This is a genomic window from Spiroplasma alleghenense (assembly GCF_003363775.1).
Classification (GTDB): domain Bacteria; phylum Bacillota_I; class Bacilli_A; order Mycoplasmatales; family Mycoplasmataceae; genus Spiroplasma_B; species Spiroplasma_B alleghenense.
On record NZ_CP031376.1, the window covers coordinates 755716 to 767823 of the forward strand.

The window sequence follows — 12108 nt, forward strand, 5'->3', positions numbered from 1 at the left end:
TGTGAAAAAAAGATATTTAAAAGCAATTTTTAATTTATAATTAACCTTATATAGTTATTTTTAGAGAAAGAAGGAGAAAAAATGAAGAGATTATTAAGCATTCTAAGTTCAGTAGCTTTATTGAGTGGGGCCGCTGGAACAGTGGTTGCTTGTACTAGCAAATTTGACAAAAAGAAGGATGGTAACTCGATTTTAGCGTACTTAACAATTGATGGAAATAAGGTCTCAATTGATTCAAGTAACGTTTTACTAGAAATGATTAACGAATCAGGTCCAAGTAATCGAAATAAATTTATTTTGGATATTTTAAAAATCCTAAATACATCGTTTTTTGTAAACGCTGATGCATTTGGAGAAGAAGTAGAGAAAGCCGGTAATTCAACTGAATACCAAAATCACGACTTAGTTAACCAATTAAAAGAATCTTATAAAGATATTCAATCAGAGGCAGAACGCCAAATTGCTGAGGAAAGAAAAAAATATAAAGATGATTACGGGAAAAAGGCAACTCAAAAATGATATGAAATGTTGGAATCAAAATTTAAAGGGATTAAAGATCGCGATGAATTAGATGCTAAATACTTACAAAGCATTATAATTGGTGGTAACAAAAATACTACTTCTGAGATGTTAAACATTTTGCTAAATAACAACCAATTATCATATACATTCAAAAACCGTATCGATATTATTAATCAAGAATTATTGGACTTAAGAGTTTACACAAAGGACAATAAAACTGTGGAAGACTACTACAAAGATACTGCAAAAAAAGATAAAGTTTTAATTCTTTGAAATGCTAGTGGTCAAACAAAAGATAAGTTTGCTTCAAGTCTAGCTGATTTTAGTGCCGAAGACTTTGCTTCTCATTTTGATTTAAAAAAATCAGATAGTGAATTAGTAAAACAGAATGCTCCAATAAGCACTACTAGTTATGCTAAAAACACTACAGCGCGTGGGATGATTTCCAATTCACAAAGATTTTTCCTTGATAAATACTTTAATTACCAAAAACCAGTTGCTTTAACTGAGATTTCTTTCCCTTTCGAAACTAATCAAAAAATGGATGACGGGATTACCGCCGCTGATTTTGGATTAGAAACTGGTAAGGAAACCGAGTTAGGTCGTAATATTGAAACTTTTATTACAAAAGATACTAATGCCAGCTTAAAATACTGAGATGATGCCTTAGATGCTCAAATCCCAAGTGGAACAGCTAAAAGATTTGAAAGTCTTTTAACTCTTGATGGAGATACAACCACCTTCTCAAATACTTTAAGAAGTTCAGTTTATGATTATCTACAAACTGCTTCTACTGGTAATGCTCCTGCTTCAGGTAGTGCGTTAGTTGATTCAATCAACCGTACTACAAATGGTAAAGTTTACTCAGTTGTTGGTGATGGAGTAATTGCTTTTGTTGAATCAGATGGACTTCACTTTGTTAGAATTGAAGGTTTTAAAGAATTTAAGGCTGCAAACGGATCATGAAGTTCAACTGATGGAGATAAAGGACCCGGAACTAGTGATAAAGAATTAGCTCTATTTGATGACTTTTGAAATAATAAAAATGATAGTGAAAGAATTGCTGCAATGCAAAATACTGAAAGCGAAACTTATAAGGGTTTAAACTCAAAAATTAACAATCAATATTTAAAATACTTAATTAACACTTCTCTAACAAAAGGAATTACAGGTTCAAAAACAGCTTATGACTTTATGTCTCAAGTTAAAAACTTTATTAAAGTTGAAGAACCTTCATCTGGGGAAGGAACTTATGTATGATGAACTGCTATTTTAGAATACTATGAATACATGCTTGGTGCCCCTTCAACTAACTCACCAGAAGAATACAATGAAAAATTCTTAAGTAAATTTATTACTTTTGGAGAAGAAGGATCAGAAACAGCTCAAAATGAGATTGCCTTAAAAATGCAAAGCTGATTTATTAGTCATATTGGTTCAGCTAAGTCAACTGCTGCTGGTACCCCTCTTACAACTCATGCTGAAAATCACAAAGCTTGAGTTAAATCAATTAAAGCTGGAAAAGCTTCAAACACTGGTTATCCTGAAGGATATATCGAAGAAAATATTCAAAAAATAATTGATATCAAACAATTTGGATTACCTTCAAATATGACAGGTTCAAATGTAGTTGATTCAAGTACGAAAACTATGAGTGCCGCTGAAGGTTTCTCAAAAGCAAAAGATTTTGATATCTTTTATAACAATAATAGTTATGCAGTAGTATTAGGAGGTAAGAGATAATGAAGAAATTATTAGGAATACTTGGTTCTGTAAGTCTCTTAGTTTCAACTAGTGCAACTGTAGTTGCCTGTGATACTAATAAAAGAATTACAGAAGCGACTCTAAACGATGAAATCCTAAGATCACTTTTAGCTTCAGTGTTTGGAGACAGACATGCTGCAGCAATGGATTTTGGAGATATCTTCAATAGTGGTGACATTCAAACATCATTGATTAATATTATTAACCGAATGATTGCTCAAAATAACTACTTTAGAGCGACAAATAACTTATATGATAGTTTAGGTTTAGGTAAGAACAGCGAAGAAGTTGCTTTTAAAAAATACCAAGATTTAAACAACTCAATTGCAACTGATAAATTATATACTGATTACACAAAAAGTATTTCAGGAGCAGCCACTACTCAAGCTTTAGATTATAGTATTCGTCGTCAAAGTTATTCACTTAACGCCCAAGATTTAAAATTAGAGGTTGATGGTAAAGAAGAAACTTTCCAAAACGTTGGGGTAAAACTTCCTGATGGGAAACTATGATCAATTCGTAATGAATTATCAACAACTGATTATAGCGAATCAATCCCCACTGCTAAAGTTTTAAGTGGTAGCGGATTTTCACTAGTAGATATTTCAGCTGGAACATCTTCACCAAAAGCGATTGCTGGTTATGATAACCTAACTGGAAAAGAAGCTTTAAAATATCGTTTCAAAGACTGATTTGAAAACGAAATTCAAAGTAAAATTATTGAAAACTTATTATCAATTTCACGTCAAATACCTGAAGCCTTCCGTGTTGCTGCAGGAGCAGATAATAAAAAAACTGCTTACTTTAATAGATATTCAGCAATTGGTAAGTATTCACAAACTTGAAACAACTCAAGTACTCCTTGAACAAGTAATATTAAAATGGTTTGAGAATTCACTTACAAAAACACAAACTTTGGAACAGTTAAAACTGCTTTAGATAAATTAAAAGTAGACCAAAATTCAGGAGTATTAGCCCCTGGAGAAAGTATTGCCAAAGAAATTGCAGCCTTCCATTCTGGAGAATTAGAAAGTGCTAATTTATCTGAGGACGGAAATGATCCCTACTTTAGCCAACCTGGTTTCAAAGGATTTATCAGTATTAAAGATGGTGAAATTTATGGAACAAATAACTTAGCAACAGACTTTACTTATAAAACAAGTTTAGTTAATGCTAGTGAACCTGGAGTATTAAGTGAGAATGGTCACCTTTACTTCCAAGGTACTAAAAGTGATGAAATTTCAGTAGTATTCGTTTTACCTGTATACTTAATTCAATTATTAGAGGATTATGAAATTAAACGCGAAGATGATGGAGAAGCAGTTAAATTAAATCTTGGTCCAAGTATCGCAGATCCAAATCAATACGAAGACGTTTGAAATCAAGAACAAAACTTGAAAAAACATAGTAAAGATATTGAAGATTTAAATGAAAGTTTAAAACAAGATATGATTAATCAATTTCACTACATTGTTTCTCAAAACGAAGATGTATTGAAAGAATCAAAAACCTCACTTTATTCAATTTACTTAGATGCTGATGATATCCTTTATTCAGGACTTTGAGAATCAATTAGTAAATACATCAAAGATGAAGAAGATTAGAAAATTTTAAAACACCATTGGTGTTTTTTTTATTTATCACTAAATTTTTAAAAGCAATTATTTGCTATAATTATTTAAGAAACCGAGGAGAAAATATGGAAAATTGCCTTTTTTGTCAAATTATTGACGGGAAAATCCCTAGTAGAAAAGTTTTTGAAAATAACGATGTTTATGCCTTTTTAGACATTATGCCCAATTCTGATGGTCATACCCTGATAATACCAAAGAAACATTCAAATGACCTTCAGAGCACCGATTTGGAGGTTTTAAGGGCTATTGGTAGCGCACGTAAGGAAGTTGTTGATTTACTGACTGCTAAATTAACTAAACCAATCGTTGGTTTTAACTATGTTTCCAATCAGGGTGCTGAAGCATTTCAAATGGTGTTTCATTACCACGAACATGTTATTCCAAAGTATAAAAAAGATGAAGGTTTTCTTATTAAGAAAAATGTTCAAAATCTAAGTGATTTGGACGAGGTTCATCAACTTATAATAAAATAAAAAATAGACTTTAAATTTTATAATTTAAAGTCTATTTTTTTGTTGTTTTGGAATTGTAGTGATTTAAGAACATTTTTCCGTCCTCACTTAAAATTCGACCACTTCATTCGTTATGTCCAACCTTATTTATCTCATCATTTATTTTATAAATTCTGGCATCTAAGCTATCAAAGGTTGATAAAATAACCGCTTCTAATAATACCGGCTCCACTGGAGATCCAAACTCATTTTTACCATGACTTGCTAGAACCATATGTTGTAACTTTGTTACCTCACCATTGATTTGCCCATCTTCATTAGTTAATAAGTTCAGTTCGATTGCAACATTATTTATAAAGGCATTCCCTATTGAAATGTGTCCTAATAGTTTTCCTTCTAAACTGTAATCTGTTCCTGTAATATCCGCAATTTCCACAACTTTACCAATATCGTGTAAAATTGATCCACATATTACTAAGTCTCAATCAATATTGGCATAGCCATAATTACCCATAATAGCTTTTGCATTACGAACCAAGGTATAACTATGTCAAAACAAACCACCAACCACATTATGATGAATCGACATAGCTGCAGGATAGCTAAGAAAATCCTCTTTAAGACGACTTAAGATAGTTTCAGTAATCTTTTTATAAATTGGATTTTTTACTTCTCCCAATATCTTTGTAAAGGTATTTCAATTTTCTTCGATATTTATTGGGGCACTCATATTAAAATCTTGTAAATTTACTCCCAATTTATCAAAATCGGATGGTTGAATAATTTTATAGCTATTTATTTTTAGTTGAATTTGATTACGATATAAGTTTGCAACTCCCTCCACACTAATTATTTGATTTAATGCAATGCTTTCTTTATCCTCATTTGTGGAATTTCATAAACGAGCCTCAACTCTTCCGGTTTTATCAACTAAGTGAATTATTAAATAATTCATTCCGTTGCTACCTGTAGAAGAAATGATTTTTTCAATTCTGGCAATAATATTAATATTTTTATCAGAACTTTTTATGTCAAAAATTTTCAATGTGACCCTCCTTCTTAAATTAATAATCCTGGGTTAATTATTAGTTTTGCAAACTCTTGCAATATTTGATTTGCCTCTACTAAATTTATAGTTTTATTATTAAAAGTCATTGTAATATTAACCATATTTTTAACAAAGATTGAATTGTTTTCTGAAATCGGTTTTTGGATTATGTTACCCACTCCAATTGCGAATAGTTCACCAGGCTTTAACTGTCAATTTCCTCGATTTAAATTTAAACTTCCAAAATCAATAATTGAAATTTGGCAATTACGATTTTCTGGATAGTCATTTCCAAATTGAAATTCTTGTTTCTGTTCAGTTAACATTTTGGCAATTTCATTAATTTCCTCATTTAAACTTACATTTATTGTTGGAAGAACCATTTCTTTTTTACTAAAGAGCGAGTATTTAATAACTTTTTCTTCTTCTTTTAAATGCAAACCATTTTTTTGTAAAACTTTATTTCAAGCTTTCATAACCGCTTTTATAAAAAAGGTCATTAAAGACAACTCTAATCCCTTTTCCATAAAAGGATGAGACATTAAGTCGTATAAATTACTCAAAGAAGTTAAATCAACCTCTAAATCAATTGTAGAATTTGACAAGTAATTTTGTTGACCAAATGAGGTGTTTGCCTTTGTTTTTTTAATAGGATAACCTTTTTTTGAAGCATTTGCTGGCACCACTTTTTTAGGAGAATCTTTTGTTAAGAAATTGAATTCTCTAATAGTTAGGTCAATGTTTGATTTTAAATCTTTTTCCTCTTGTTTTATCTCAACATTTGGAGTTTCGGTTTCAGCTAATTCTTTTGCTAATTCTTTTTTTATCTCAGAAATATTTTTAATTTTTTTTGGATTTAATTCAAGGTTTGATGAAGTATCTTCTTGCAATAATTCAATTTCTTTTTGATTTTCTGGTTCAATAAAATCTAGTTCTTCTGTTAGAGTCTTGTTCAAACTTTCTTCTAATAAGTTTTCCTTAAGTTCATCCCATGTTAGAAAATTAATTCCATCTTGGGCGTATAAATTAGTTTCTTGCGTTTCAAAATTTTTATTGTTCAAATCATTTTTATCTAATTTTTTATCTATAACTGTTTGCCCTTCGTCTTCAAGTATATCTATCTCAATTAGTTCTGCTGATTCGGCATTTTCCAAAATTTGGGTTTTCTCATAAAGTAAATCAAAGTCTTGTGTTTCTTCAGCTAGATTTTTTAAATCAGTTTCAATTGAAGAGTCCAAAATCTCATCAGAATTAATCAAAATTTTATCAGTTTTATCAAGTGTGGAAATAAAGCTTGACGCAGGAACGTTAAAATTTTCCCCATCAAAAACAGTTGAAGTAGATTCGCCAATTGAGGTATTATCGAAGTCTTCAAGTCGCTTATCAATTACATTTCCGATTATATCTAATTCTTGAGTTAAATTATCAAAACCAGTTGTAACTTGATCAAATCTAGTACGATCAAGAACATTTTCTTCGCTTTTAGAAATTTCATCAGTTCAATTATTTGATAATTGTTCTTCTAAAATAATTTCTCTAACTGTTGTTTTTAACGGTGTTGATGGTTTTGTTTGCATGTTTACAGTTTCCACAATAATTGATTGTCCACTTTCTTCCGCAATTTCCATAGTCATTGTCTGAGCGTTTTCGTAAATATCATGGTCTCGCGAATCATATTTAGGTTGATTGTAGCGTGGATTTTCGGTGATGACATCCTTTAGTGAACGACCAACGCTTTTAACACTATGGATATTTTTGACTTCTTGTTCGTTAAAAATATCAAAAATAATATCACCGTTACTTACAATTAAAGATTCTAAGATATTTATGTTTTTTATCACACCATTAACGTGAGCAATAACATCAAAAGTTTCTAATTGAGTGGAAATTTTAGATATTACTTGACCCTTTTTTACAATATCTCCATCAAGAACGTATACTTTTTCAACAATCCCTTTTAAGTTACTACTAGTTTTAAATTTTATTCTATTCATTTTAAAGCCCTTCTTTAAACATCAAATTAATTTTACTACATTTATAGTATTTTTTGTAATAATAAGAATTAGAAATAATTAAAAAGTTATTAAGATTACTTAATAACTTTTGATTAATTGTTTGCTAAATATAATTTTAGCTGTTCAATAGCCCGATGAAAAAAAGCTAAATTTTTTTCACTTCTATTCTCAAATACTTTATCCAAAGCTGGCAAAATTCCCAAGTTCGCTTTCATAGGCTTAAGTTTTTTGTGTTGAGAATTTGTAATATAGTCAATGAGAGAACCAAGAACAGTTTCTTTAGGTAATGGTTTAAATTTTGACTTATTAATAAACTTGTTTACCGCCATTGCCACAACTACTCCAGAAGCCGCTGACTCTAAATAGCCCTCAACCCCTGTAATCTGACCGGCAAAAAAGATATTTTTATTACGCATTACCTGGAGTCCTGAATTTAATATTTTAGGTGAATTTATGTAATTATTTTTGTGCATTACACCATATCTAACTATTTCAGCATTTTCCAATCCCGGAAGCATTTGGATAATTCGTTTTTGTTCGGGTCATTTTAAATTGGTTTGAAAGCCGACAATATTATAAAGCGAGTCAATTGCATTATCTTGACGTAATTGCAAGACACTAAAGGGGGTATTATTTGTGCGAGGATTTATTAGTTTGTTAGGACTCATCGGTCCATTCAATAAATTCTTTCGACCTTTTTTTCCTAAAACTTCAATCGGTTGGCAACCTTGAAAGAAAATTTCTTTTTCAAAATCATGAATATCAGTTGTCGAGGCAGTGATTAATTCTTGATATCATTTTTCAAATTGATCTTCTTCCAAGGGGACACAAATATACTCACCATTATTTTCTCCATGTCTTGAAGCCCAATAAACCTTTTCAAAGTTAATGGAATCTTTTGTTATTATTGGCGCTGAAGCATCTAGGAAAAATAATTTATTTTTGCCAGTAATCTTAGCAATTTGTTCTTGCAAATTCGGAGTTGTCAACGGTCCTGAGGCAATTATTGTGATTTCGTCTTCTTTAATTTCAACAAACTCTTGGTTGATGATTTTAATGTTTGGGTGATTTGTAATTATATTTGTAATTTTTTTTGAAAAATCATCACGATCAACTGCCAGGGCATCATCACTGGGAATTTCAGTTTCAAAAGCAACTTTAAGAATTAGTGAGTTCATTAATTTTAATTCTTCTTTTAATATTCCTACAGCATTTTTTGTTGATTTACTTCTAAATGTATTGCTACAAACTAATTCAGCAAAATTATTAGTTTTTTGAATTGGATTGGGTTTTAAAGTCTTGACCTCATAGATTTCAACCAAATGGCCCAGGCTGGCTAATTGAAAAGCGGCCTCACAACCCGCAAGACCAGCTCCCACTATTTTAATTAATCCCATAATTAAGCAGGTTTCTTTTGCTTAAATGCATTAATCTTATTGATATCAATGTCACTATCTCATGTGTTTGAAATTCTAGCCGCCGTACCAATATGAATTTGATCAGTTGCATTCAAGATAGCTTCAACATTGTTGATTGTTACTCCTCCACCAGCTAAGACCTTTAAAGTTGTATTGAAATTTACTTCTTGAAGGATATCAATATTTTCATCTATGGGGTTATTACCCCCAGACGTCAAAATGTTAGTTACATGAATTGAATCTAAAAATATAGCCGCTTCAATAAAACTCGGAACAAAGTCAAATGCTTTATGAAATGTTACTGTTTTATTTTTAACAGTATTCATTATTTTTATCATTCGCTGATAATCCACTTCACCATTTTTATCTAGTACCCCAACAACTATTCCTTTTGCTTTTGTCTTATTAACAAATCTGATATCTTCAATTATTTGATCAAATTCTTTTTCTGTATAAACAAAGTCTCTCGCTGTTGGACGAATAATAACATTAATTGGCAACTTAGACGTCTCAGTTGCTGCTGTGATTAATTCTCGATCCGGAGTTAACCCACCAACTTCCAAATCTTTGCAAAGTTCAATTCTGTTTGCTTGCGAATTATTAATACGCTTAATATCTTCTAAATTTTTGGCAATTACTTCTAAAACCATTTTGTCCTCCTTATTTTAAATACCTACTTAATTGGTTCACCTTATCAAGTTTTTCTCATGAACAATCTTGAATACCGAAGTGACCATATCGACTTGTGTTAAAGAAAACTGGCTTTCTCAATTCTAACTCTTTGATGATTCCTGAAACAGAAAAATCAAAGTTATCTTCAACGGCTTTATAAATTTTATCTAAACTTATTTTTTCAGTGCCAAATGTTTCAATAAATATTGAAACGGGTTTTGGAATTCCAATAGCATAACTAAGTTGAATTTCTAGCTTCTCGGCTAGACCTGCAGCAACCAAATTTTTTGCTGCATAACGAGCCATATAGGCAGCACTTCTGTCAACTTTAGTGCCGTCTTTTCCTGAAAATGCTCCTCCACCATGACGAGCATACCCACCATATGTGTCTGCAATTATTTTTCTTCCTGTAAGTCCTGTATCTCCTTGAGGACCTCCTATTACAAATCTTCCTGTTGGATTAATTAAAACATTAAAATCTGAATTCAGACCATATTTATTAACAACTATTTTATCCATAATCTCTGATTTCACAAATTTCTTAAATTCTTTTTCATTAAATTCTGGGTTATGTTGAATTGACATTAAAATTGTTTCAACACGAGGATTTTTTTCATCAGTGTAATCAATTGTAACTTGTGACTTCATGTCTGGACGAGCATTAGCAAAATCTCCGCTTTTACGTAATTTTGTTGCCAAATAAACCAAATCGTGAGCAATTGTAATTGCTAATGGCATAAAATTTGGCGCTTCGTTTGTTGCATACCCAAACATAATCCCTTGGTCTCCAGCTCCAATTACATCGTTTGCTTGATCGATCCCCATTGCGATATCAATCGATTGTTCTTCAATTTTATTTATGATTTCACATGATTTTGAATCAATTCCTCAACTGGCATCATTATAACCAATTTTCCATAATACCTCTCTTGCAACACCCACGTAGTCCACTTTTGCCTTAGTTGATATTTCTCCACCTATGACAATAAAGTTTGTTGTTGCGAAGCACTCACATGCGACCTTTGAATTAGGGTCTTGGCGTAAGACCTCATCTAGAATAGCATCAGATATTTGATCGCAAATTTTATCTGGATGTCCTTCTGATACAGATTCACTTGTAAATAATTTTTTCATAATTTTCCCCTTTAAACTACTATCAATTTTAAACAAATTCTAAATTATCTGCAAGTTTTTTTTAAATTCAAGTCCCCTTTTTCTTCATTTTTGAAATTAAAATACTTGCATAAATATTAATGATTAAACCAAAGAAATTTAAGAAAATTAAGTCTATTATGTAGTTCTTTCTTAAGTAAATTGCATAATCTAAATAGTTTGATATTTTTCTGATATTTAAAAATATTCAACAGAAACTTAAAATGAATATTGCTAGAATAATAAAACTTCATACCGGACCAATTAAGGTGAAATCTGAATAATCTATTCAACCAATTGCTCAAAAAATAAATATTAACTCAAAAAAAGTAAATAATAAGAAAATATTTAACATAATTAAAAAAACTGATATTCGATTTATTCTATACTTGAATGTTTCTAATGGTGATTCCTTCACAAAATTAATTTTAAAAATATAAATTGAGCTCGCGAAAAAATAAGGAATATTGAATGTAATTGCATCAAAAATACAGTTTCCTAATGGTACTGGGATTAGATTTTCTAAATAATATTTTTTTCTAATAACCGAAAATAAAGTAGACAAATTAATTCATAAAAATACTCATAAGTAGCCGTATTTTAATTCCTCTCCAATAACTAGCGTGAATCTTAAATAAAATAGAATAATATTAGTAGCTAATGCAAAAATTGTAAATCAAAAAAAAGACCATAAAATTAAACTGACCGCTTTGTTGAAGCCAGTTTTAACGTTAATTCCTGAATTTTTATTATACTGCATTTTTCATACATCATACATTGGATTTTTAAAAATTGAACGTAGCTGTAAAATCGAAAAAATTGGATTAAGACAGAATACCGATAGTATTCCAATTGAAACTTTTTTACGCGCCTCAAAATCACTCAAGTAAACTTTTTTTGAATTATTCATTACATATATGATTAAAGGCATTAGAAACGGAGTTAAAATAATAGATAAACAACCGCTAATCATTAGGAAAATATGTCACAATAAATTGGATTTATTGCGATAATTTTCATCAGTGATTATAACGCTAGCTATCGTTTCGCTCTCGTTTTCCAAACTAGTAATCTTCATCAATTGAGGAATAATGAAAAAATTAATTGAGAAAATTGCCACCAAAATAAGTGCGTCTCGGTTTTTCTTGAGCATTTCAGTTGAGGAAAAAGCGATTATCAATCACGAACTAGCTCAAAAACCAGATAAAAAAACCATCGGTAGAGTTAGTTTTATGAAAACAAAGTTTCTATGACGTAAATTTTCAATTTCATAATTAGCAAATCACTTTGCAAAAGATGTAATTAGGACAACAAAGCAAGTCAAAGAAATCATGAGCATTAACAGACCAATCATAGTAAAAACCTTATCAGAATAAGTGTTTTTAAATATCATGGATTCTCTTTTTTTCAAAAAATCGTTTCTGACCATTT

9 protein-coding genes are annotated in these 12108 nt (G+C 30.5%); 3 read left to right on the forward strand and 6 right to left on the reverse strand.

What is annotated here, in order from left to right; all coding sequences use genetic code 4:
- Positions 1 to 81 precede the first annotated feature (81 nt).
- From SALLE_RS03415 to SALLE_RS03425, 3 genes are all read left to right on the forward strand, one after another.
- On the forward strand, positions 82 to 2265 hold the full coding sequence (locus SALLE_RS03415; RefSeq protein ID WP_115558226.1) for a hypothetical protein: 2184 nt from the start codon (positions 82 to 84) through the stop codon (positions 2263 to 2265).
- Complete coding sequence (locus SALLE_RS03420) at positions 2265 to 3890, forward strand: lipoprotein (protein ID WP_115558227.1); 1626 nt, start codon at positions 2265 to 2267, stop codon at positions 3888 to 3890. The genes SALLE_RS03415 and SALLE_RS03420 overlap by 1 nt, the downstream gene beginning before the upstream one ends.
- 95 nt (positions 3891 to 3985) lie before the next feature.
- Positions 3986 to 4393 (forward strand): HIT family protein, encoded by a 408-nt coding sequence (locus tag SALLE_RS03425; RefSeq protein ID WP_115558228.1) that lies wholly within the window; start codon positions 3986 to 3988, stop codon positions 4391 to 4393.
- Between the two features lie 31 nt (positions 4394 to 4424).
- Here the strand turns inward: SALLE_RS03425 and SALLE_RS03430 are convergent, their stop codons facing one another.
- The 6 genes from SALLE_RS03430 to SALLE_RS03455 form a co-directional block, all read right to left on the reverse strand.
- Entirely contained in the window at positions 4425 to 5417 is a 993-nt protein-coding gene (locus tag SALLE_RS03430) for a 3'-5' exoribonuclease YhaM family protein (RefSeq protein ID WP_245886010.1), read from the reverse strand.
- Positions 5418 to 5431: 14 nt separating this feature from the next.
- Entirely contained in the window at positions 5432 to 7414 is a 1983-nt protein-coding gene (locus SALLE_RS03435; RefSeq protein WP_115558229.1) for a 2-oxo acid dehydrogenase subunit E2, read from the reverse strand.
- 113 nt (positions 7415 to 7527) lie between these two features.
- Complete coding sequence (trmFO, locus tag SALLE_RS03440) at positions 7528 to 8832, reverse strand: methylenetetrahydrofolate--tRNA-(uracil(54)-C(5))-methyltransferase (FADH(2)-oxidizing) TrmFO (protein ID WP_218936923.1); 1305 nt, start codon at positions 8830 to 8832, stop codon at positions 7528 to 7530.
- Positions 8833 to 8834: 2 nt separating this feature from the next.
- A complete protein-coding gene (locus SALLE_RS03445; RefSeq protein ID WP_115558231.1) occupies positions 8835 to 9503 on the reverse strand; it encodes a copper homeostasis protein CutC in 669 nt (222 codons plus the stop codon).
- 10 nt (positions 9504 to 9513) lie between these two features.
- The gene (gene metK, locus SALLE_RS03450) at positions 9514 to 10659 is read right to left on the reverse strand and encodes a methionine adenosyltransferase (protein ID WP_115558232.1); all 1146 of its coding nucleotides are present in this window, start codon (positions 10657 to 10659) and stop codon (positions 9514 to 9516) included.
- Between the two features lie 61 nt (positions 10660 to 10720).
- A complete protein-coding gene (locus SALLE_RS03455) occupies positions 10721 to 12106 on the reverse strand; it encodes a hypothetical protein (protein ID WP_115558233.1) in 1386 nt (461 codons plus the stop codon).
- Positions 12107 to 12108: the final 2 nt, after the last annotated feature.